The 21,774-nt window shown below is 68.2% G+C and carries 21 protein-coding genes; 11 read left to right on the forward strand and 10 right to left on the reverse strand.

Going from position 1 to position 21,774, the window contains the following annotated elements:
• The first annotated feature begins 93 nt into the window (after positions 1 to 93).
• Together ACFWN2_RS38950 and ACFWN2_RS38955 are read left to right on the forward strand one after the other, a co-directional pair.
• Positions 94 to 453, forward strand: coding sequence for a hotdog fold thioesterase (locus ACFWN2_RS38950; RefSeq protein WP_382435656.1), 360 nt, complete (start codon positions 94 to 96; stop codon positions 451 to 453).
• Between the two features lie 76 nt (positions 454 to 529).
• Positions 530 to 1,702, forward strand: a complete 1,173-nt coding sequence (locus ACFWN2_RS38955) for a lipase family protein (RefSeq protein WP_382435581.1) — start codon at positions 530 to 532, stop codon at positions 1,700 to 1,702.
• A gap of 392 nt (positions 1,703 to 2,094) precedes the next feature.
• On the opposite strand, the gene ACFWN2_RS38960 is transcribed toward ACFWN2_RS38955, so the two are convergent.
• The 5 genes from ACFWN2_RS38960 to ACFWN2_RS38980 form a co-directional block, all read right to left on the reverse strand.
• Positions 2,095 to 2,811 (reverse strand): ABC transporter ATP-binding protein, encoded by a 717-nt coding sequence (locus ACFWN2_RS38960; protein ID WP_382435582.1) that lies wholly within the window; start codon positions 2,809 to 2,811, stop codon positions 2,095 to 2,097.
• Positions 2,808 to 3,626, reverse strand: a complete 819-nt coding sequence (locus ACFWN2_RS38965; RefSeq protein WP_382435583.1) for an ABC transporter ATP-binding protein — start codon at positions 3,624 to 3,626, stop codon at positions 2,808 to 2,810. The genes ACFWN2_RS38960 and ACFWN2_RS38965 overlap by 4 nt, the downstream gene beginning before the upstream one ends.
• Complete coding sequence (locus ACFWN2_RS38970) at positions 3,623 to 5,335, reverse strand: branched-chain amino acid ABC transporter permease (RefSeq protein WP_382435584.1); 1,713 nt, start codon at positions 5,333 to 5,335, stop codon at positions 3,623 to 3,625. Before ACFWN2_RS38970 ends, ACFWN2_RS38965 begins: the two co-directional genes overlap by 4 nt.
• Entirely contained in the window at positions 5,332 to 6,246 is a 915-nt protein-coding gene (locus ACFWN2_RS38975; RefSeq protein ID WP_382435585.1) for a branched-chain amino acid ABC transporter permease, read from the reverse strand. Before ACFWN2_RS38975 ends, ACFWN2_RS38970 begins: the two co-directional genes overlap by 4 nt.
• Before the next feature lie 78 nt (positions 6,247 to 6,324).
• Entirely contained in the window at positions 6,325 to 7,554 is a 1,230-nt protein-coding gene (locus ACFWN2_RS38980) for a branched-chain amino acid ABC transporter substrate-binding protein (protein ID WP_382435586.1), read from the reverse strand.
• A gap of 450 nt (positions 7,555 to 8,004) precedes the next feature.
• On the opposite strand from ACFWN2_RS38980, the gene ACFWN2_RS38985 reads away from it, so the two are divergent.
• The gene (locus ACFWN2_RS38985) at positions 8,005 to 9,411 is read left to right on the forward strand and encodes a hypothetical protein (RefSeq protein ID WP_382435587.1); all 1,407 of its coding nucleotides are present in this window, start codon (positions 8,005 to 8,007) and stop codon (positions 9,409 to 9,411) included.
• Between the two features lies 1 nt (position 9,412).
• On the opposite strand, the gene ACFWN2_RS38990 is transcribed toward ACFWN2_RS38985, so the two are convergent.
• The 4 genes from ACFWN2_RS38990 to ACFWN2_RS39005 form a co-directional block, all read right to left on the reverse strand.
• Positions 9,413 to 10,024, reverse strand: a complete 612-nt coding sequence (locus ACFWN2_RS38990; RefSeq protein WP_382435588.1) for an ANTAR domain-containing response regulator — start codon at positions 10,022 to 10,024, stop codon at positions 9,413 to 9,415.
• A 42-nt stretch (positions 10,025 to 10,066) separates the two neighbouring features.
• The gene (locus ACFWN2_RS38995) at positions 10,067 to 10,888 is read right to left on the reverse strand and encodes a hypothetical protein (RefSeq protein ID WP_382435589.1); all 822 of its coding nucleotides are present in this window, start codon (positions 10,886 to 10,888) and stop codon (positions 10,067 to 10,069) included.
• A gap of 208 nt (positions 10,889 to 11,096) precedes the next feature.
• Positions 11,097 to 11,639: a hypothetical protein gene (locus ACFWN2_RS39000; protein ID WP_382435590.1), complete on the reverse strand. Its 543-nt coding sequence runs from the start codon at positions 11,637 to 11,639 to the stop codon at positions 11,097 to 11,099.
• Positions 11,640 to 11,695: 56 nt separating this feature from the next.
• Complete coding sequence (locus tag ACFWN2_RS39005; RefSeq protein WP_382435591.1) at positions 11,696 to 12,052, reverse strand: PLDc N-terminal domain-containing protein; 357 nt, start codon at positions 12,050 to 12,052, stop codon at positions 11,696 to 11,698.
• A 255-nt stretch (positions 12,053 to 12,307) separates the two neighbouring features.
• On the opposite strand from ACFWN2_RS39005, the gene ACFWN2_RS39010 reads away from it, so the two are divergent.
• The 5 genes from ACFWN2_RS39010 (at position 12,308) to ACFWN2_RS39030 (ending at position 16,912) form a co-directional block, all read left to right on the forward strand.
• Complete coding sequence (locus ACFWN2_RS39010) at positions 12,308 to 13,894, forward strand: thiamine pyrophosphate-binding protein (protein WP_382435592.1); 1,587 nt, start codon at positions 12,308 to 12,310, stop codon at positions 13,892 to 13,894.
• A 28-nt stretch (positions 13,895 to 13,922) separates the two neighbouring features.
• Positions 13,923 to 15,302 (forward strand): ArnT family glycosyltransferase, encoded by a 1,380-nt coding sequence (locus ACFWN2_RS39015; RefSeq protein ID WP_382435593.1) that lies wholly within the window; start codon positions 13,923 to 13,925, stop codon positions 15,300 to 15,302.
• Between the two features lie 110 nt (positions 15,303 to 15,412).
• Positions 15,413 to 16,246 carry a helix-turn-helix domain-containing protein gene (locus ACFWN2_RS39020; protein WP_382435594.1) on the forward strand — a complete coding sequence of 278 codons (834 nt, stop codon included), beginning with the start codon at positions 15,413 to 15,415 and terminating at the stop codon, positions 16,244 to 16,246.
• Between the two features lie 13 nt (positions 16,247 to 16,259).
• Positions 16,260 to 16,430, forward strand: a complete 171-nt coding sequence (locus tag ACFWN2_RS39025) for a DUF397 domain-containing protein (RefSeq protein ID WP_382435595.1) — start codon at positions 16,260 to 16,262, stop codon at positions 16,428 to 16,430.
• Positions 16,427 to 16,912 (forward strand): DinB family protein, encoded by a 486-nt coding sequence (locus tag ACFWN2_RS39030; RefSeq protein ID WP_382435596.1) that lies wholly within the window; start codon positions 16,427 to 16,429, stop codon positions 16,910 to 16,912. Before ACFWN2_RS39025 ends, ACFWN2_RS39030 begins: the two co-directional genes overlap by 4 nt.
• A 13-nt stretch (positions 16,913 to 16,925) precedes the next feature.
• On the opposite strand, the gene ACFWN2_RS39035 is transcribed toward ACFWN2_RS39030, so the two are convergent.
• Complete coding sequence (locus ACFWN2_RS39035) at positions 16,926 to 17,843, reverse strand: LysR family transcriptional regulator (protein WP_382435597.1); 918 nt, start codon at positions 17,841 to 17,843, stop codon at positions 16,926 to 16,928.
• An 81-nt stretch (positions 17,844 to 17,924) separates the two neighbouring features.
• Between ACFWN2_RS39035 and ACFWN2_RS39040 the strand changes: the two genes are divergently transcribed.
• The 3 genes from ACFWN2_RS39040 to ACFWN2_RS39050 are packed head-to-tail and all read left to right on the forward strand — an operon-like array spanning position 17,925 to position 21,677.
• The gene (locus ACFWN2_RS39040; protein ID WP_382435598.1) at positions 17,925 to 19,409 is read left to right on the forward strand and encodes an aldehyde dehydrogenase family protein; all 1,485 of its coding nucleotides are present in this window, start codon (positions 17,925 to 17,927) and stop codon (positions 19,407 to 19,409) included.
• Complete coding sequence (locus tag ACFWN2_RS39045; RefSeq protein WP_382435599.1) at positions 19,390 to 20,550, forward strand: NAD(P)/FAD-dependent oxidoreductase; 1,161 nt, start codon at positions 19,390 to 19,392, stop codon at positions 20,548 to 20,550. The genes ACFWN2_RS39040 and ACFWN2_RS39045 overlap by 20 nt, the downstream gene beginning before the upstream one ends.
• An 8-nt stretch (positions 20,551 to 20,558) precedes the next feature.
• Positions 20,559 to 21,677 carry a Glu/Leu/Phe/Val dehydrogenase gene (locus tag ACFWN2_RS39050; RefSeq protein ID WP_382435600.1) on the forward strand — a complete coding sequence of 373 codons (1,119 nt, stop codon included), beginning with the start codon at positions 20,559 to 20,561 and terminating at the stop codon, positions 21,675 to 21,677.
• Positions 21,678 to 21,774: the final 97 nt, after the last annotated feature.

The following is a 21,774-nucleotide window of genomic DNA, read 5'->3' on the forward strand; positions in this document are numbered from 1 at the left end:
GGGTGGGGGTCTGACAGTTCTGCTTGAGCCCTTGGAGCCCGCGTGACCCCCGACCTGCCAATCGAGTTCGCCGACGAGCAGCTGCACGTCCGCATGGGCATCGAAATCACCCAATGGGATGTTCAGGAGTTGATCGGCACCATGCCGGTCAAGGGCAACCGCCAGCCGTTCGGCCTGCTGCACGGCGGCGCGAACGCGGTGCTAGCCGAGCAGCTGGGCTCCCTGGCGTCCGCGATGCACGCCTCGCAGTTCAACTGCATCGCCGTCGGGCTCGAACTGTCCTGCACCCACCACCGCGCGGCACGTGAGGGCACCGTCACCGGCGTGGCGCGCCCGATCCACCTGGGCCGCAGCACGACGACGTACGAGATCGTCGTGACCGACGAAGAGGGCAAGCGCACCTGCACCGCCCGCCTCACGTGCCTCATCCGCCCCAAGGCGCCCGGAGCCTGAAACTGCGGTAAACCCCACCCCACTTCTGCGGTAAGCCCCAGTGTGCGACCAAGATCAGCCCGACATCGTTGGCCGCATGACCTTCACGACTCGACTGACAGCGGCAGTTCTGTGCGGTGCGCTGGTCGCGGCCTCGGTCCCGGCCACCGCGTCGGCCCGCACGGCGCGCGGCGCGCTCCTCGACGTCGTCCCGGTGTCCACGTTGGACACCACCCAGTTGGTCAGATACCTGGGGGACCACGCCTTGGACGCCTCGCGCGTCCGCTTCGCCGTGGAGGCGAAGCGAATCACGTACCGCACCATCGACGCCTTCGGGAAACCGACGACGGCGAGCGCCCTGCTCGCCTTACCGCGGAACCGGGACCGAACGCCCTGCCAGGCCACGTGGCTGCACGGCACCACCGGCTACCGGGGCTCCGTCGCGTCGGTGGCGGACGGCAACGACAGAGCCGCCACCTTCCTCTTCGCCTCGGCGGGCTACCTGACCACGGCCCCGGACTACCTGGGCCTGGGCACCGGCCCAGGCCACCACCCGTACGTCGACGCCCCGTCCACCGTCACGGCCTCCGTCGACGCTTTACGCGCCGCCCGCTCCTACGCCGCGTCCAAGGGTTTACGCCCCGACCCGCGCGTCATGATCTCCGGCCACTCCCAGGGCGGCCACGCCACCATGGCGCTGGGCCAGGCCCTGCACCGCGGCGCCGACCCGCGCCTGAAGGTAGGCGGCCTGGCCCCGATCGGCGGCCCGTTCAAACCGAGCCTGCTGGTCGCCAAGGCGACGAACGACGAGATCGCCAACGGCGTCGCGTACATGGCGTACTGGACGGTGGCCTGGAACCGCCTCCACCACCTCTACGACGACCCGGCGGAAGCCTTCCGCGACCCGTCCGTCGAGACGCTCTTCGACGGCGACCACCGCAACGAGGAGATCTTCCCCCGCCTGCCGGCCACCATGCGCGAACTCCTGACCGACTCCTACTTCGCCCGCGTCCAGCACCCGACAGGCGTCCTCCGCGCGAAGCTCCGCGAAGCGGACAGCTACTGCGACTGGCGCCCGGCGGTCCCGGTGACGATCTACTCGTCCGCCGGCGACCGCGACACCCTCGTGGAGACCTCCGCCTACTGCGACGAGCGCCTCGCGAAGCATCACGCCCGCAGCACGCTCATCGACCTGGGCGCGGACGTGAACCACGGCAAGGCCGCCAAGCTGGCCCTGCCGCGCATCCTGGCCGACTTCGACCGCGCCTGACCGCGCGACGGCCCGGAAGTACAGAGGGTGGGGCGGAGGCAGCCCTCCGCCCCACCCGCAAAGCCACCCGCCCCACAGACCCCCAGCCCACCAACCACAGCCCTCCGACCGTCGGCGGCTGCCACTTGGGCCCGCGGCCAACCGCCAGACTGCTGCCGCCAGCGCCCCAACCACAGCCCACCAACCACCGGCAGCTGCCACCAGTGCCCGCAGCCACACGCACGGGCTGCTGCCGCTAGCGCCCGCGGCTACACCGCCAAACCGCCACTCCACCAGCCACAGACCCGCCCAACCCAAAGTCTCACCCGGCTTCCAGCCCCGCCAACTCCCTGCGGGCAAACGAAAGCGGGGCGGAGGACAACCCTCCGCCCCGCTCCCACAACCGAAAACCCTCAGTGAGCCTCACCCAGGTACGCGTCGCGCACCCGCTGGTCGGCCAGGAGCGAGTGCCCCGGTCCGTCCAAAGTGGTCTTGCCGAGGTCGATCACGTACCCGTGGTCCGACAACGCCAGCGCCGCCAGGGCGTTCTGCTCCACCAGGAGGATGGTGGTGCCGAGCGACTGCAGCTCCTTGATGGTGTCGAAGATCTTCTGCGTCATGATCGGCGAGAGACCCATCGAGGGCTCGTCGAGCATCAGCAGACGGGGCTTGGACATCATCGCGCGGCCGATGGCGAGCATCTGCTGCTCACCACCGGAGAAGAGCCCGGCCTTGTTGTTCCGGCGCTCCCCCAGCACGGGGAACAGGTCGTACACCCGCTGGATGTCCGCCTCGACCCCGTCGTCCTTGCGGACGTACGCACCGAGCTGCAGGTTCTCCTCCACGGTCATCCGCGGGAAGAGCCGGCGGCCCTCGGGGCAGTGGGCGATGCCCTCACCGAGGATCGCGTGCGCCGGGTCGCTGTGGATTTCCTTGCCCTGGAAACGGATGGAACCGTTCGTCGGCCGCAGAAGACCCGAGATCGTGCGCAGGGTCGTGGTCTTGCCCGCACCGTTCGAGCCGATCAGCGACACGATCTGGCCGGCCTCGACGGTGAACGAGATGTCGCGGACAGCCTCGATCGCGCCGTAGGAGACGGAGAGGTTGCGGACTTCGAGCAGCGCGGTCATGCCTGCTCCTCCTCAGCAGCAGCGGCGGCCTCGACTTCGCTCGCGACTTCCTCCGGGGGCTTGCCGAGGTACGCCTCGACCACCCGCGGGTCCGCCCGCACGACCTCGGGGCTGCCCTCGACGAGCAGCTCGCCCTGCACGAGCACGGAGACCGAGTCGCACAGACCGAAGATGAACTTGATGTCGTGCTCGATGACCACGACGGAGACACCCGTCTCGCGGATGCGGAAGATCAGCTGCTGCGTCGCTTCCGTCTCCTGCGGGTTCATACCCGCGGTGGGCTCGTCCAGCAGCAGCACCGCCGGGTCGGTCGCCAGCGCGCGTGCGATCTCCAGACGGCGCTGGTCGCCGTACGGGAGGTTGCGCGAGAGCTCGTCCTCGACGTTGTTCAGGCCGACGAACGCGAGCAGCTCCCGCGACCGCTCGCGGGCCGCCTTCTCACCGCGCTGGTAGGCGGGACCGTGGAACAGCGAGGCCAGCGGGCCCTGCTTCATCCGCACGTGCCGGCCGACCATGACGTTCTCCAGCACGGTCATGCTGGGGAACAGGCGGATGTTCTGGAACGTGCGGGCCACGCCCGCGTCCGTCACCTTCGCCGGGTCGCCGGGCAGGACGTTGCCCTTGAGCAGCACCTGCCCGGTGGTCGGCGTGTAGAGACCCGTCAGGCAGTTGAAGAACGTCGTCTTCCCCGCACCGTTCGGACCGATCAAGCCGACGATCTTGCCTTCTTCGAGCGTCAGGGTGACGCCCTTCAACGCCTTGAGGCCACCGAAGACCATCGAGACGTCGCGCGCCTCCAAAACCGGCGTGCTCATGCCTTCTTCGCCTCCAAATGCGCCTCTTCGGCGTTCTCATCGGCGCGTTCGACCATCTCAGCGCGCCTGTGCGCATCGGGGATCAGGCCGACCGGCCGGAACCGCATGATCAGGATCAGCGCGAGGCCGAAGATCATGAGGCGGTAGTCCTCGAAGTCTCGCAGCTTCTCGGGCAGCACGAACAGCAGGGCGGCACCGAGAACGGCGCCGGGAATGGAGCCCATGCCGCCGAGGATGACCGCCGCGAGCAGCGTGACCGACTCGAGGAACTTGAACGACTCGTACGAGACGGTGCCGTTCTTGTGCGCGAACACCGCACCCGCGAGACCCGCGAGCATGGCACCGATGAGGAACGCGAGGATCTTCATCTTGCCGGTGCGGATGCCCATCGCGCGGGCGGCGTCCTCGTCCTCGCGGATCGCGATCCACGCACGGCCGATGCGGCTGAACTTGAGGTTCGCGAACACCGCCATCGTCGCCGCGACGAGCAGCACGATCAGGACGTAGTAGAGGACACCGGCGGGCAGCTTCACCGCGCCGATCGTGAACGACTTGTTGAACTCGGCACCGAACAACGACAGCGCCGGGATGCCCGGAATGGCGTTGGAGCCGTTGGTGAAGCCACCGATGTCGTTCTGCGCGGAGCGGGTGAAGATCTCACCGAACGCCAGCGTCACGATCGCGAGGTAGTCACCGCGGACCCGCAGCGTCGGCGAACCGACGATGGCGCCGAAGATGCCGGCCACGACCGCAGCGATGACGGCGGCGACGGGGAACGGCAGGTCGAAGCCGAAGTACGCGGTGGCGGCACCGGAGAAGTTCGCTGCCACGAGGGCACCGATGCCCATGAACGCCACGTACCCGAGGTCGAGCAGACCCGCGAGGCCGACGACGATGTTCAGGCCGATCGCGGTGGCGGCGTAGATGCCGATGTTCGCCGCGACCGTCATCCAGTACTCGTTGCCCGCCTCGGTGAACGGCAGCAGCAGCGCGCACGCCGCCAGCACGATCACGCTGAACACGCGGTGCTGTTCCGACAGGACCGAGATCCAGCGGACGAACCCGACGCCGCTGAGCGCGCCGAGCAGACCGCCGGCGAACCCGAGGAACGACAGGAAGATCGCGCCCGCGTACGGGTTGGCGGAGCCGACGCCACCGGTGGTCAGCATCGCGGCGACGGCGTAGAGCACCGCACCGAACGACACCAGCAGCACCAGGTACGCGACCGGGGTGGAGACCTTGAACTTCCACTCGCCCACCGGCTCGATGCCGATGCCGTAGCCCGCGAGGATCGTCAGCACACCGGCGACGAGGCCGACGACGCCGCCGAACGCCGTGGCACCGTCCAACGCGGTGATGGCGCCGAGGCCGCCGCCCTTGACCGTGATGTACGCGGCGTTGACGAACGACACGAGGGTGAGGCCCCAGCCGAGCGCACGGACGACCCGGCCCTTGGACGGGACCGGCGCGAACGCCGCGACGAGGATGAGAACGCCCAGCAGAAGGACGTGCCACCGGAAGCCGGTGACCCCGAACGGTGCGTCGAAGTACTGCAGCGTCGAGTTGTCAGGCCAGTTGCCGTCGTTGAGCTTGAACGTGACCCACGGCAGCAACGCCGCGACGATGCCGAGGACGCCACCGGCCGCCGCGAACGGCTTGCCGAGAGGCGCGAGCGCGGAGCGCTTCGCAGAAGTGTCGACCGTACTCATGCGCGCACCCTTTCCGGCTCACCGAACAGACCCTGCGGGCGGAAGACGAGCACGAGGATCAGCACGACGAAGATCCAGACGTAGTCGTACTGGGTGCCACCCGGCATGTACTGACCGGCGACGGTCTTGATCAGACCGATGATGAACGCGCCGATGACCGCACCGCGGATGCTGCCGACGCCGCCCAGGACGGCCGCCGTGAAGGCGAAGATGCCGTTCTGGAAGCCCATGTCGATGTTGATGTTGTTCAGGTAGCCGCCGAACATGATGCCCGCGACACCGGCCAGCACCGCGCCGATGATGAACGTCAGCACGATCACGCGGTCGGGGTTGACACCCATGAGCTTGGCGGTGTCGGGGTCCTGCGCGGTGGCCCGCATCGCGCGGCCCATGCGGGACCGGTTGATGTAGGTCTGCAGGATGATCGCGAGGCCCACCGAGAGCGCGACGAGCAGGATGCCGGTCCACGAGATGTTGACCGAGCCGATCGTCAGGTTGCCTTCGGGGAAGACCTTCGGGTACGGCAGGTTGGACTTGGCGTTCGGGTAGAAGACGCGCACAGCCTCCTGCAGGAACACGGACACGCCGAGCGCTGTGATGAGCGGTGCCAGCCGGGGTGCGTTGCGCAGCGGCCGGTAGGCGAACCGTTCCATGATCACGGCGACGAGGACCGCCACCGCGATGCCACCGACGAACATGAGCGGCAGGGCCACGGCAGGCGACTTCTTGAGGTCGTCAGGAAGAAGCGTGAACGTGGCGAGGCCTCCGTACGAGGCCACCATGAAAACCTCGCCGTGGGCGAAGTTGATCAGCTGGATGATGCCGTACACCATCGTGTACCCCAGGGCGATCAGGGCGATCAACGCACCCTGAATGACCCCGTTGGCCAGCTGTTGGAGCAGGACTGACACGACTACCTCCGTAGACGGCGGGGGCGAGCAAACAACGCCCGCCCCCGCCGTGTCTTCAATCAGTGATCAGGTAGTCGATCAGCCGGTGAACTCGCCGGTCTGAACGTCCTTCCACTTGCCGGACGTGACCTGGTAGACCGTCAGCACCTTGTTCGTGCTGTCGCCGTACTGGTCGAACTTGACGGCACCGGTGGCGCCGGAGCCGCTGTAGGCACCGACGTTGGTCAGCATGGCGTCACGCTTCGACTCGTCCCACGCGGAACCACCCTCGACGGTCTTGGCCAGACCACCGATGATCGCGTTCGCGGCGTCGTAGGAGAACGCACCGTAGGCGGCGTAGTCCTCCTTGCCGAACTTCGCCTTGTACGCGTCGACGAAGGCCTTGGCCGTGGCCAGGGACTCGGTCGGGGCACCGACGGAGGTGGCGAGGTCGCCCTCCTTGCCGCCGAGCTCGATGAACTTGCCGTCGTAGATGCCGTCGCCGCCCATCAGCGGAACGTCGAGACCGGCGTCCTTCATCTGCTTGGACAGCGGGCCGGCGACCGGGTACTCACCGCCGTAGTAGACGGCCTCCGGGCCGAGGGCCTTGATCTTGGCGATGACGCCGGAGAAGTCGGTGTCCTTCTCGCCGACCTTCTCGGAGCCGACGATCGTGCCACCCTTCTTGGCGACCTGCTTCTGCAGCTCCGCCGCGAGGCCCTCACCGTAGGTCTTGCCGTCGGTGATGATGGCGATCTTCTTCTTGCCGGCCTTCTCGACGAGGTAGTTGGCCGCGTACGGGCCCTGCAGGTCGTCGGTGGTGCAGACGCGGAAGTAGTTGTCGAACTGCCGCTTCGGGGCCGTCAGGAAGTCATTGCCCCTGGTCAGCGACGGGTTCGTGTTGGCGGGCGACACCTGGGGGATCTTCTTGTCCCGCAGGATCGGCTGCACGGTCTGGGCGACCGACGAGTTCAGCGTGCCGACGACACCCACGACGTTCGGGTCGGTCGACAGCTTCGTGGCGGCCTGGGCACCCTTGGCGGGGTTGGCCTCGTCGTCCTGGGCGGACACGGTCAGCTTGAAGCCCGGAACCGTGCACTTCTTGTTCGCCTCGTCCACGGCGAGCTCGGCGGACTGCTTGATGCCGACGCCGAGAGCGGACAGGTTCCCGGACAACGGGGCGACAACACCGACGGTCAGAGTGCCCTTCGACGTGTCGCAGCTGCCCCCGGTGGTGCCGCCGCCCTCGGTCTTGTTCGAGCCACAGGCTGCAAGAACAAGCAGCGAGGCGCCGACGATCGCTGCGGACTTCACAGAGTGCTTACGCACGTGATGTCCCTCCTATATCCCTGCTCCCGGCTACGCGAGATCTCCGCGCACCGCTCCATCACCCTCTCCTGAGGGATGGCCGGAACCTAGGCGATGACTGTGACCGCAGTCATCAAAGCCAATGGGCTCGTGACCATAACGCAACGCGGCGTTATGTTTCACTTAAGCAATGTCACAGACCGTAGCCTTGGTTCACTCTTTGGACGGCTGCCATAACCTCGACGTATGACTCACCGTCGTCGGGTGATCGCAGTCGTGTGCATCGCGGCCGTTGTGGTGGCGGCTGTGCTGGTGCTGCGCGAGTCCGATGATGCCTTGAAGAAGGCCAGCTCAGAAGCAGTTCGCTTAACTAAGTACACAGCAGATTTCGTCAATGTTTCGTCTCGGCCGGCTCCGCCGAAGCCGCCGTCCTCCGTATGGAGCAGCGACGGGAGGGTCCAATGGACTCCCGTGGACGGCGCGGCCGGCTACGAGGTCGCCGGGAAACTCGTCGCGTCGCCGGAGATCGCCGGGTCCGGAAGGCCGGACGTGCGCGCGGTGGACGCCTTCGGCCAACGATCTTCACCGGTCAGGGCAGAGGAACGCCCGAGCGACGACAGCTGGCGCCGGTCGATCAACGGCTGGCTGGACGACTTCGACGACTCGTTCTTCGAACGCCGCTACCACCTGAGCGGCCGGACCGGCTGCGTGAACCCCGGATCGGGCTCCGGTGGCCGCCTGGTGCTCGACATGCCGTGCGGTAACGACACGGCCGTGCTGCGCGCACGGACGCCATTGCGGCTGAACGAGTCGGGCGAACGTGGACGGGTCGCCGTGGTGACGGACGCGGCCGGGCCGCGCGGGACGCTCGTCCTGGACCTGGTCCCCGGAACCCCTGATCGACTCGGACCCATACCTCCTGCTGATGCGGTTCGCGTCGTGGTGGACGACTCCGTGGCCCCCGGAACCCGCGGAGCAGGCGTTCTGCATCGATTCGAAGCAGTGCTGACAGATAACGATGTGCGCGTCATGCAAGATGGCGCCCAGATCGCGTCGGTGCCGGTCGCGCCGAAGTGGCGCGAGGCGAGCGTGCTGGTCGGCGTGACGCCTCCGCCGGGCTATCCCGGACGGGTGGAGATCGACGCCATCGGCATCACCGGGTCACGTGGCCCCGTGGACGAGGTGACCGAGACGTCCCTCGTGGCGGGAACGCTGCGCGTGCTCGAACCCGAAGAGGAGGCGCCGGGCATCGGCGCGGCGCGCGCACCGTTGCGTGGAGCACCCTCAGCCCGTTTGCGGGCAACGGTGCGGCTCGGCGACGGCGGTGACCCGAACGGGCTGGTCGCGCAGCTCGGCACGGCGAGGCTGCCCCTGCGCCCGGTGGTGAGCGGGTGGTCCCCGGTGGAGGGCAGCGAGTTGACGCTGGTCGGGGACGTGCCCGCCGAGCTGCTCACCGTGGACGGACCGGACGCGCTGACGCCGTTCGTGCTGCGGATGCCCGGCGCGTCGCAGGCTCAGGTGCTGGAGAGCTACCTGGAGGTGCCGCGCCAGTCGCAGGTGCGACTCAAGAACGCGCCGCAGGAGCCCGCGTCCGTTTTGCCCGTGATGACGGCTGAGTTCGTCCGTGTGACCCCGAACGACACGACGCTGGCGATCACCCTCGACGCCGCCCCGGCGCGCTCAGTGGCGCCGTTAGCGGGCTTCGAGGTGTACGTCGACAGCTCTCTCGCGGCGACCGTGCCGACTCCCGGTGGCATAGGCGGCCGGCACGAACTGAAACTCTCGTTGAAAGGCAGCCACAACGTCGAAGTCCGCCTGCGCCCCGAGGATCCGGGGCGGCAGACGGACTCCGTGTGGCTCGAACTCAGCCGACGCTGACTCAGCCGAAGTTCTCGATGACGGCCTCCGCTACGGCCTTCATCGTCGTGCGGCGGTCCATGGCGGTGCGCTGCACCCACCGGAACGCCTCCGGCTCGCTCAGACCCTGCTTGGTCATGAGGATGCCCTTGGCGCGTTCCACCGTCTTGCGGGTCTCCAGGCGCTCGGTGAGCCCGGCGACCTCCTGCTCCAGCGCGGCCAGTTCGCTGAACCGGCTCATGGCCAGCTCGATCGCGGGCACGAGGTCCCGCTTCTGGAACGGCTTGACCAGGTAGGCCATCGCACCCGCGTCACGGGCGCGCTCGACCAGGTCGCGCTGGCTGAACGCGGTGAGGATCACGACCGGCGCGATCCTGTTGCCCGCGATGTGCTGCGCCGCCTCGATCCCGTCGACCTTGGGCATCTTGACGTCCAGGATCACCAGGTCGGGGTCGAGCTCGGTCGCGAGCTTGATGGCCTCTTCACCATCTGCGGCCTCGCCCGCCACGTCGTAGCCCTCTTCGCGCAGCATCTCGACGAGGTCGAGGCGGATCAGCGCCTCGTCTTCGGCGACGAGCACGCGAGGGGCCTTGCGCGTGGCATCGGACTGGGCCTCGGCAGCCTGCTGGGTCACCGGGGTCCTCCTGACGATCGTTCCTGCGGGCGAAAGCGCAGTCTACCGGCGGTCAGGCCGCTGATCAGGGTCGGCGGCCGTGATGGCAGACACGAACTCCTCAGGCCACGGGTACGTGCGCAGTCCTTCCTCGACGTCCGCGGCCGGCGCGTCGATGCGGCGCAGCATGAGCTGACGGGTGGTCCCGAACTCCGGGTGACCGAGCTTCTGCCTGATCTCGTCCTCGGACGGGCCTCCGGCCCACTCGGCGAACCAGGCCCCGCCCATCGGGAGTGCTCGCAACCAGCTCGCGTCATGCCACAGGTGTACCCGGCGCAGCAGGGCGCTCCCAGTGGCCGCTTCCGCGACCTCGTCGTCGTTGCCACCACCGTCGGTGTACTCCACACCGCGGTGCTCGTGCATCCAGCGCACGTAGCGCATGCCCAGTTCCCAGGCCTGCTCGTCGACCCCGGCCAGCACGACGCCGGCGTCACCGGTGGTCAGCTCGGCCGAGCGCCGGTACTGCCGGTGCGCGAGACCGGCGACGCCCATGCCGAAGCCGCCCTCGGTGCGCGGCAGCAGTTCGAACAGCAGCGGGCCGAGCGCCCTGTCGCTCAGGTGCAGCTTGAGGGTCTCCCCCGGTTCCACGGTCCGGAACGCGTGGGTGGGCGTGACGATGCTCGCGGGTGGCATCAGCTGGAGCATGCTCGCCGCCGCGCAGCCCGCGAGCAGCACCTTCGCTTCGAGCTGGCGCTGGGCCTCGGTGGTCGCGTCGGGGAGCACCGCGTCACCGTCGCGGACGGCGGGGACCGCCTGGGACAGGTTCTCGCCCGTGTAGGTGCGGCGCAGGTCGGCCAGCTGGTCCGTGGTGGACAGACGTGCCATGACAGCAGTCCTCGTTTCCGCCGCCCGGCTCGGCAAGACAAGGACGCATGTGTCACGCGTCTACGTGGTCGGTTCGCTTCGCTGAGCAGGAGTTGCTGAACACTGCGGCGGAGAGTGCCGCTCACTGCCGGGGAGCGGCTCCAGCCTCACGTCTGCTCGGACGCCACGAACCACGTTACCGGATCGGCGCACCTGATTTTCCGGCCTTCTAGTCGGCGCCCACGATCAGCTTGTACTTCACGTCGATCTCCTCGCCACCGCCCGAGCCGCGGATCACGAGCTCGTGCTCACCGGACGGCGGGGCGGAGATCCACGCGTACAGGCCGCAGCCGATGGAGTTGAGCCGGCCGGTCTGGGCGCCGTACGGGTTGCCCGCGCGCGCTTCGTAGGTGAACGGCGTGGCGGACACCTTCGTGAGCGTCTGCGTCGATCCGTCGAGGAGCACCTCGCCCTGCGCGCTCTTCATGAACGTCTCGCAGGAGGCGATGTCGCTCGCGAGGTTCACGACCGGCGCGAGCAGTGGTTTGTCGGCGGGGACCCGGCACTGCCGCTCGACGGGACCGTCACCGAGCGACCCGGCGAGCAGCCAGACGTCGACGGGCTGGTCGCGCATGCAGTAGCGCCCTGAGGTGTCGGAGACCGGATTGGTGTTCGAGGGCTGGGAGGCCCAGGTCCACCAGCGCGCCTGGAAGTCGGCCGGTGCCAGCCTGTCCGAAGTGGATGGTTGCGGGGATGGGGGCTGTGCCGCCATTTGCGCGTTTCCGCCACAACCGGCGAGCAGAACAACTAAGAACAGCAGGACAATCCTCACTGGTTCTCGCGTCCCTTGCGTCGTTGTTCCTCCGCGCGCTCACGGCAGCGGCGCAGGAACTCCTGGTCGTCGTGAGATTCGGTGGCCGCGAACCGTCCCGGCCGGTCGTATTCGGGAAAGGCGGGAGCACCCCGCTCGTGAGCCGCGAAACGCGCGCGTCCGGTCCCCACCACCGGACGGCCCGCGACGAGCCAGGCGATCGAGCCGACCAACGGGAACAGCAGGACCAGGAGAAGCCACACCATCTTCGGCAGGTTGCGAGCCGACCCCTCGTCGGTCGTGATCACGTCCACGACGGCGAAGATCGTCAGTCCCAGCATCAGCACTCCGAACAGCCCACCGAAGTACAGCATCTCCCACCCCCAGGTCGTGCGGTCGCCGCACATCGTGGCACAACGATCACCCGATGAACACACTTCACTTGGCAATCATTTCGTGGCCAATTCACCAAACCGTGATTCGCGCCGAAACGCGGTTCGAATTGTGTTTCGCTTGATTCCGGCGAAGTTTCGCGAACGCGCGTCCGAGCCGTCCCGCGCCTGACGCTCAGCACCAGACCTGCTGCGCGCCCGTTGCCCACGCCGTAAGCGGGCCTTAGCGTCGAGCGCATGCCCCAGGGTGCCGAGAGCTTGCTGGAAGTGCTGGCCGCGCACGACGTCGAGGTGGTGTTCGGCCTGCCCGGTGTGCACAACCTCGCGATCTGGGAAGCGCTGGAGAAGCACTCGGGTATCCGCATGATCGGCGTGCGCCACGAGCAGACAGCGGTCTACGCGGCAGACGGCTACGCACGCGCCACCGGCAAACTCGGCGTGGCGGTCGTGACCACCGGCCCCGGCGCGGCGAACACCCTGGGCGCCACGGGCGAGGCGTGGGCGTCCGGCAGCCCGGTGCTCGTGATCGCCACGGACATCCCGTCGACTCTCCGGCAGCCAGGTGTCCACCGCGGCGTGTTGCACGAGACGCGCGACCAGAAAGCCATGTTCGTGCCGGTCACCAAAGCGGCCTTCGACGTGCCGTCCGCCCAGGACCTCGCCGCGTACACCGACAAGGCCGTGCAGCAGGCGTCACGAAGCCCGCACGGACCGGTGTACCTGGGCGTCCCGACGGACTTCCTGTCCGCCGAAGTCCCGCACCACACCGTGGCGAAGGCCGAGCCCGCTCACGCGGTCGTCGACCTCACCGAGGCCGAGAAGCTCGTCGCCGCGTCCGAGAAGCCTTTGATCTGGGCAGGCGGTGGCGCGGCACGGTCGGGCGCAGGAGCCGCCATCGGTGCGTTGGCGGCCAAGCTGCAGGCACCGATCATCACGACGTACGGCGCGCGCGGCCTGACGGACAGCCCTCACGTCGTGCGCGGCCCAGTGCACGCACCGCCCGTCGGCAAGCTGTGGGACGACGCCGACCTCATGATCGCGATCGGCACCGACTTCGACGGCATGATGACCCAGAACTGGTTGCAGCCGAAACCGCGCACCCTCCTGGCCGTCAACATCGACAAAGCAGAGGCGAACAAGAACTACCCGGCCGACGTCACGCTCGAAGGCGACGCCGCCACCGTGACGGCCGCACTGGTCGCCGCGGTGACCGCCAAGCAGGCCGCGGTCGACGTCGAAGCGGTCAACGCCGAGGTGCGCGCGCTGGCAGAAGCCGACTCCCCCGAAGCGATGAAGTTGTTGCAGGCGTTGGAAGGCACCGACGCCACGATCGTCGCCGACATGTGCATCCCCGGCTACTGGATCGGCGGCTTCCACCACGTCACCAAACCTCGCGGCCTCGCCTACCCGGTCGGCTGGGGAACGCTCGGCTTCGGTTTCCCAGCGGCCATCGGCGCGGCAGTCGAACACCGCACCATCGCGGTCGTGGGCGACGGAGGCTTCCTCTTCGCGTGCGGCGACCTCGCGACGTTGAAGCAGGAAGGCCTTCCGCTCACCATCGTGCTCGTCGACGACGGCGGCTACGGCATGCTCCGCTACGACCAGCAGATCGCGAACCACACCATCAGCGGCGTGGACCTCACCCGGCCGGACTTCGCCAAGCTCGCCGAGAGCTTCAGCATCCCCGCCGTCACGCTCACCGGCTTCGACGGCCTCAAGGCGGCTCTCAACGGCGCCCAGGGCCCCACCATGATCGTGGTCAACGCGAGCCTCAAGCCACCGATGACCACCTCCCCGCGCTGGTACCGCAAAACCGCCACCTGATCAGGGACGCCCTGGGTACCGTCCGTCCATGAGACGTGGGCTGGGGATCGTGCTCGCCGTCCAGGCGGTGGTGCTGACCGCGTTGTCGGGCCGCTACGGCTTCCACCGCGACGAGCTCTACTTCATCGCGGCGGGCAAACGCCCCGACTGGGGCTACGTCGACCAGCCGCCGATCACCCCGATCCTCGCCCGCCTGGCGACGGAGGTGTTCGGCGAGACGCCGGTCGGCCTCCGCGTGATCGCCACCCTCCTGGCCCTGGGCATCACCGTCGTGGTCACCCTGATCGCGAAGGAACTGGGCGGCGGCACGACCTTCGCGGCCGTCGCCTCGGCGACGTCGACGTTCGTGCTCGCCGTGAGCCACATGCTCTCCACCGCGACCGTCGACCTGCTGATCTGGGTGCTCATCGCCTACTTCGCGATCAAACTCCTGAAGACGAGCGACGGCCGCTGGTGGCTCGCCCTCGGCGCGACGGCCGGCGTGGGCCTGGCCAACAAGTGGTTGCTGCTGTTGTTGCTGGCGGCCATGGCGACCGCACTGCTCGCCGTGGGACCGCGCACCGTCCTGCGCACCTGGTGGCTCCTCGCCGGCCTCGCGGCGTGCGCGGTGCTCGCCGCTCCCGTCGTCGTCTGGCAGGCGCTGCACGACTTCCCGTTGCTCACCGTCGCCCAGGGCATCAGCGAGGACGACGGCACCGAGAACCGCATCATGTTCGTCCCCATGCAGATCCTGCTGCTGTCACCATTGCTGGTGCCGGTCTGGCTGATCGGCATCCGGAACCTCTGGCGCGACAACACCTTCCGCTCGATCGCACTGGCCTACCCGATCCTCTGCGCCCTGTGCCTCATCACCGGCGGCAAGCCCTACTACGCCGTCCCGCTGCTCCTCGTGCTGACGGCGGCAGGCGCCCGCCAAGCCCAGGAATGGCTGTCGCGCAACAAACCGAGCGGTGCCGTCCTCATCGCTCTGAGCGTCGTCCCCGCCTTGATCGGCTCACTCCCGCTCCTGCCGCCCAGCGCGCTGGCCCCGGTCATCGCCATCAACCCCGAACAAGGCGAACAGGTCGGCTGGCGCGAACTGGCCCTGACCGTCCAGGACGCCTTCCTCGCGCACGAACGCCCCACGGTGATCACCCGCAACTACGGCCAGGCCGGCGCGATCGAGACCCACACCGAGGTGCCCGTCTGGTCCGGCCACATGTCCTTCTACGACTGGGGACCTCCCCCGCCCACCCGCGGAAAGGTGCTCCTGGTCGGCTTCGACAACCCGCCGTTCACCGACTGCGAAGTCGTGGCAAAGCACCACAACCCCGTGGAGAACGAAGAAGACGGCACGGAGATAAAGCTGTGCGCGGCAACCACGGAACCGTGGGAAACCCTCTGGCCAAAACTCCGCCACTACTACTGAAAAACCAATGGACACTTAGGACGTTGGACCTGCTCCAACACCGACCCCTCTTCGGCTGAACTTCCCCGAACCTGTTGGAATCATTCGATGTTTGGCCCTAACTTCATTTCATGCCGAAGAGAGACTCCACGGTCCGAGGGCGAGAACTCGGCGCGGGCATCCGCGCGGCCATCGAGAAGGCGGGCCTGACCGGCCGCGGCGCTTCACACCTCGCGGGTTGGGACCCCGCCAAGCTGTCCGACCTGATGAACGGCAAGGGCGGCATCACCGAACACGACCTCATCCGGTTGCTGGGAGTCTGCCGCACCCCGCTCGACGAGTCCGACCACCTGCTCACGATGTACCGCGAGGCCGACAAGTCGGGCTGGCTCCAAATCCACGGCGAGAGGTCACCCGGCTGGCCACGCACCCTCGGCGACAACGAGAAGGTCACCACCGAACTCATCCACTGGAGCATGCACCTGATCCCGGGCCTGCTCCAGCTCCCGGACTACCTGCGCGCGCTGATCGAAGGCAATCCGAACTCTCCCGACGAGGAAGCCGACGAACGCGTCGCCACCCGAACCGCACGCCAGCAACATCTGGTCAGCCGGCGTTGCGCGATGACCTTCTACATCCACGAACAGGCGCTGCACCTTCCCATCGGCAGCCCCGAACTGATGTCGGACCAGCTCGATCACGTGATGACCATGGGTCGCCGCTCCTACATCACCTATCGGATCGTGCCCACCTCCATCGGCGCGCACGCCGGCACGGCAGGCTCGTTCACCTTCATGAAGTTCGACAAGCTGGAGCCCGTCGTCTTCATCGACGCCGAGAACCACGGCGTCTACCTGGACGACAAAGCCTCCATCGAGGCCTACTCGCGCATCCTCAAAGCCCTCGATCGCACCGCGTTGGGCGTGGAAGAATCGAAGGAGTTGATCGCCAGCATCATCTCCTGAGGAGCCAGCCGCGATGACCGAATGGCGCAAGAGCAGCTACAGCCCCAACGGAACCGACTGCGTGGAGATCGGCCACGGCGTCGGCGTGCGGGACAGCAAGGCTCCCTCCGCCCACATCGCCCTCGGGACAGGTGCCTGGTCTGCGTTCCTCGCGGCCACGAAGGCTGACAAACTCGCCCGGTGACCCGAACCTGGCCCGAGAAGCACGCCACCGACGAGGCCGCACTCGCCTGGGAGTTCCTGGACTTCCTCCGCAGGACCGCCGTGTTGAAGGTCGACGGCCTGACCCGGGACCAGGCAGCGGCAGCCCCGATCGCCACGTCGCCGAAGCTGACGGCGCTGGGCCTGCTCAAACACCTGACGGCCGTCGAGCGGTACTGGCTGTGCATCGCGGGCGCGGGCCTCGACCTGCCGTCGCTGTGGGAGGGCGACCCGGACCCGTCCTGGAACCTCGCCGACGACGACACCCCGGCGTCCCTCATCCAGGCCTACCGCGAGGAGTGGTCGAACGCCGAGGCGCTGAAGAAGCTCGACCCCGACGCCACGGCGGCCGACGGCGAACGCACCGTGCGGTGGATCCTCGCCCACGTGGCGCAGGAGACCGCACGGCACGTCGGCCACCTCGACCTGCTCCGCGAACTCGCCGACGGCCAGACAGGCGAATAGCCCCGGTCCCCGGTCACGGCTGGCTCAGGTAGCCGCCCACGGCGTTCCGGCACACGTCCTGGAGTGCGTTCACCGCGTCGCGCAGCAACGGGTTGGTGTTCGCCGTGCGGTGGACGACGTGCACATGCCTGCGCAACGGCTTGTGCCGCAACGGCATCGCGTGCGTCCCCGCCAGCCCCTTGTACCCGAGGGCGGGCACGAGAGCGGCACCGACACCAGCCGCCACGAGCGACTGCACGACCTCGTAGTCGTTGCTCCGGAACACGATCTTGGGGGCGAACCCCGCCGCCGCGCACAAGCGCGTGAGACAGGTGGCGCCGGACGTCCCGTCGCGTGAGGCGATCCAGCGTTCGCCCCTGAGGTCTTCGAGCTTGACGTTGTTCTTCGCAGCCAGGTGCCCTGCCGGCACCATGACCAGCAGCGACTCGTCCAGCAACGGCACGACGGTCAGCTCGTCCGGCCACGTGCGCGGGACGAGGTCGTACGCGTAGACCAGCGCCAGGTCGAGCTCGCCGGTCAGCACGAGCGGAAGCACGTCGTCCGGCTCCGCCTCGTCCAGGAGGATCTCGGCGCCCGGCAGCTCGGCCTGCAGCTTCGCCAGCGCCTTCGGCACGATCCGCGCGCTCGCGGTCGGGAACGTGCCGATCCGCAGGCGGCCCCGCAGGCCCTGCACCATCGCCTTCACCTCGTGCTCGAACTCGTCGAGCGCGGCCAGCAGCTCGCCACCGCGCTCGGCGATGAGCAGCGCGGCCGCCGCCGGTCTGATCGAGTGCGCCTCGCGTTCGAAGAGCGTCACACCGACCGCCCGCTCGAACGCCGAGATCTGCTGCGACACGGCCGACGACGTGTAGCCGAGACTGCGCGCCGCCTCGGCGAACGACCCCGTCTTCACGACCTCGACGAGCGTGCGGAGATGAACCGGGTTGAGCACCAGGACAGCTTATGCTCGACGTCGCGAGGTTTCGTTCTGCGACCTCTGGCGCATCCACCGCACACCCACCAGGGTGGATGCATGGCCTACATCTCCACGAACCCGTCGAACACCTCCGACGTGGTCGCCGAGATCGAGCTCGGGACCAGCCGCACCTTCGTCGACGCCGCCGAGCGCGCCAAAGCCGCACAACGCGCATGGGCACGCGTGCCCGCGCCCGTCCGCGGCCAGGTCATCGGCAACATCGGCCGCCTGGTCGAGGCGAACTTCGAGCCCCTCTCCCAGCTCGTGACCCGCGAGATCGGCAAGCCGATCGCCGAGGCCCGCGGCGAGGTGCAGGAGATCGTCGACACCGCGAACTTCTTCGTCGGCGAGGGCAGGCGCCTCTACGGGCAGACGGTCCCCTCGGAGATGCCCGACAAGCAGCTCTTCACGTTCCGCAACCCGGTCGGCGTCGCGGCGATCATCACCGCCGGCAACTTCCCGGTCGCCGTGCCGTCCTGGTACATCATCCCGGCGCTGCTGTGCGGCAACTCGGTCGTGTGGAAGCCCGCCGAGTACTCCGCCGCGTCGGCCCAGGCCTTCTACGACGTGTTCCAGGCCGCCGGCATCCCGGCCGGCGTGTTCGAGATCGTCTTCGCCGACGGCTCCGAAACGTTCGACGGCCTTGAGCAGTCACTCCAGCAGGGACTCGTCGACAAGGTCGGCTTCACCGGGTCCAGCGAGGTCGGTGTGCGCATCGGCGAACTGTGCGGCCGTCACCTCCAGACGCCGTGCCTGGAACTGGGCGGCAAGAACCCGATGGTCGTCACCGAGGACGCGGACCTAGACCTGGCCGTGCAGGGCGCGCTGTTCGCCGGCTTCGGTTCCGCGGGCCAGCGCTGCACCTCGCTCGGCACGGCGATCGTGCACGAGTCGGTGTACGACGAGTTCCTGACCCGGTTCGTCGAGGCCGTCGCCGGCGCGACCGTGGGCGACCCGACCGGTGATGTCCTCTATGGACCGTTGCTGGACGAGAAGTTCGCACTGGCGTACGAGAAGTACCTCGGCTGGATCGGCGAGCACCACACGGTGCACGGCCCGACCGGCCGCGTCTCGGCTGCCAGCCCCCGCAACGGCTTCACTGGCGAGAACGGCTTCTTCTACCACCCCGCAATCGTTTCCGGTGTGCGCGACGACGACGAACTGTTCCTCCAGGAGACGTTCGGGCCGATCGTCGGCGTCATGAAGTACTCGGACCTGGACGAGGCGATCGAGCTCGGCAACAAGCCGGGCTACGGCCTCTCCTGCTCCATCTACACCACGGACCCGAACAAGGCCTTCCGGTTCCGCGCCGGCATCTCCGCCGGAATGGTCAGCGTCAACAACTCGACGTCCGGGGCCGAGGCGCACCTGCCGTTCGGCGGTAACGGCAAGAGCGGTAACGGCTCCCGGCAGTCGGGCGTGTGGGTGCTCGACCAGTTCACCCGCTGGCAGTCCATGAACTGGGACTACTCGGGGAAGCTGCAGAAAGCGCAGATGGACACTCTCGCGATCGAGGCGAACCTTGACTTCCGCCTCGCCTGAGCTGCCCGCTCAGGCAGAGGTCGTCGTCATCGGCGGCGGGGTGATCGGCACATCCATCGCCTTTCACCTCGCCGAGGCAGGAGTCCGGGACGTTGTGGTCGTGGAGAAGGATGATCTGGGGTCCGGCTCCACCTGCAAAGCGGCGGGTGGGGTGCGCGCCCAGTTCTCCGACGAACTGAACATCAGGCTCGGAGCTCGCTCAATCGAACTGTTCCAACGCTTTCCGCAGCGTCCGGGGCAGGAGATCGATCTGCACCAGGTCGGCTACCTGTTCCTCCTCTCATCTCGGGAACACGTCACGGCGTTCGAGCGCAACGTCGATCTCCAGAACTCCCTCGGCGTGCGCAGCCGCATGCTGACTGTCGAGGAGGCTCGGCGGATCTCGCCGCTGATCGAAGCGGACGGCCTGCTCGCGGCGACCTACTCGCCCGACGACGGACACTGCACGCCTGAGTCCGTCGTACTGGGCTACGCCACCGCTGCCCGCCGGCTCGGTGCCCGCTTCTGCACCAGAACTGCCGTGAGATCGATAGTAGGGACCGGCTCCGACACTTTTCGCGTCTCGACCGGTGAGGGGACCGTTCACACGCGAAATTTGGTCTGCGCGGCGGGTGCGTGGTCGAAGGGCATCGGCGAGATGGTCGGCGTTGACCTGCCGGTTTCCCCTTTGCGGCGGCAGATCATGTTCACCGAACCCATGCCAGAACTACACAATAGGGTTACGCCCTTCACCATCGACTTCGGCAGCACCTTCTACTTCCACCGCGAAGGCCCCGGACTGCTGTTCGGGATGTCCGACCCGGACGAGACGCCGGGCTTCAAGCTGGACATGTCCGACGCGTGGCTGCCGCGCCTCACCGAGGCGATCGGGAAGCGGGCGCCGAGGCTGCTGGACGTGGGCGTGCGCAACGGGTGGGCGGGGCTGTACGAGGTGACGCCGGACCACAACGCCCTGATCGGGTCGGTGGGCAGGTTCTTCTACGCCACCGGCTTCTCCGGCCACGGATTCCTGCAGGGCCCGGCTGTCGGAGAGGTCGTGCGCGACCTCGTGCTCGGCCGCGAGCCCTTCGTCGACGTGTCCAGTTTGGACGCCTCCAGGTTCGCCGCCGACCAGGCACGGCCGGAACTCAACCGCGTGTGAGGAATGTGATGGACGTTCTCGAGCTCATGGACGAGTGGGGGCCGGAGAAGGTCGTCTGCGTGTCCGACCGGCGCACCGGCATGAAGGGCGTGCTCGTCATCGACAACACCGCGCGTGGCATGGGCAAGGGCGGCACGCGGATGAGCCCGCGCGTGACGGTCGCCGAGATCGCCCGCCTCGCGCGCGTGATGACGTGGAAGTGGGCCGGCGTCGACCTGTTCTTCGGCGGCGCGAAGGCGGGCATCGCGTTCGATCCCTCCTCCCCCGACAAGGAGGCGGTGCTGCGGGCGTTCGCGCGCAAGCTCTCCAACGAGGTGCCGCGGGAGTACGTGCTGGGGCTCGACATGGGCCTCACCGAACGGGACGCCGCGATCGTCCAGGACGAACTGTCGGACCGCGGCGCTATGATGGGCGCACCGGCTCAACTCGGCGGTCTTCCGTACGACGAGCTGGGCGTCACCGGGTACGGCGTGGCCGAGGTGGCGGACGAGTTGATGGAGCTGCGCGGCAAACGCGTGGCGGTGCAAGGTTTTGGCGCGGTCGGCGCCGCGGCGGCGAAGCGGTTCGCCGAACTCGGTGCTGTCGTCGTCGCCGTGTCGTCGGTGCACGGAGCGCTGGTCGACGCCGGTGGTCTCGACGTCGCACGACTGCTGAAGCTGCGAGGCGAGTTCGGTGACCTCGCGGTGCCGCGGTACGGCGAGGTCCGTCCGCTCGGTGCCGAGCTCAGGGTGCCGTGCGACGTGCTGGTGCCGGCGGCGTTGCAGGACGTGATCGACGCGGACCTCGCGGGAGAGCTCGACACCACCCTGGTGGTCGAGGGCGCGAACCTGCCGACTTCCGGTGCGGCGCAAGAGGTTCTCGCGCGGCGCGGGATCACGGTCGTGCCGGACTTCATCGCGAACGCCGGCGGCGTGGTCGCGGCGGCGTACGGGATGGACGCGCGGTACTCGCCGTTCCCGGTGGACCCGGCGACGGTGCTCGACGCCGTGTCGGTGAAGCTGAGAGCGAACGCGGCCAACGTCATCGCCGAGGCGCGAAGTCGTGGCACCACAACACATGTGGCGGCGCGGGAGCTGGCGCAGGAACGCGTGCTGGCCGCGATGAGGTTGAAGGGCCGGGTCGCATGAGCCGGTCGCGGAGCGTGGTGACAGCGCGCTTCGGCCGGGAGCCGGTGAGGACGGGCACGACAGCAGGGCCGGGTCGCGTGCGCGGCAACGGACCTGC

Origin of the sequence: Lentzea sp. NPDC058436 (assembly GCF_042721515.1) — a bacterium.
Taxonomy (GTDB): domain Bacteria; phylum Actinomycetota; class Actinomycetes; order Mycobacteriales; family Pseudonocardiaceae; genus Lentzea.